This window comes from Ectothiorhodospira shaposhnikovii (assembly GCF_016584105.1).
Taxonomy (GTDB): domain Bacteria; phylum Pseudomonadota; class Gammaproteobacteria; order Ectothiorhodospirales; family Ectothiorhodospiraceae; genus Ectothiorhodospira; species Ectothiorhodospira shaposhnikovii.
Window position 1 is genome coordinate 1 of record NZ_NRSM01000130.1, and the last position, 277, is coordinate 277.

The window sequence follows — 277 nt, forward strand, 5'->3', positions numbered from 1 at the left end:
GTCCACCACGTCGAACTCATAGATGGCTTCCATGCCCAGGTCGGCAAAGCCCACCACCTTGGCGTTCTTGATAGCCTTGCTGACCAGGTAGGCGGCGCCGCCCACGGCCATCAGGTAGGCGCTCTTGTGGTTCTTGATGGACTCGATGGCGACCGGGCCGCGCTCGGCCTTGCCGATCATGGCGATCAGGCCGGTTTGCTCCAGCATCATGTCGGTGAACTTGTCCATGCGCGTGGCGGTGGTGGGGCCGGCGGGGCCCACGGCCTCGTCCTTCACC

General features: G+C 65.0%; 1 protein-coding gene. It reads right to left on the reverse strand.

The genetic code is table 11. The features are described 5' to 3' along the window. Positions 1–277, reverse strand: a 277-nt coding sequence (locus CKO35_RS17695) for a fumarate hydratase C-terminal domain-containing protein (protein ID WP_200177415.1), incomplete at both ends; no start/stop codon positions are given.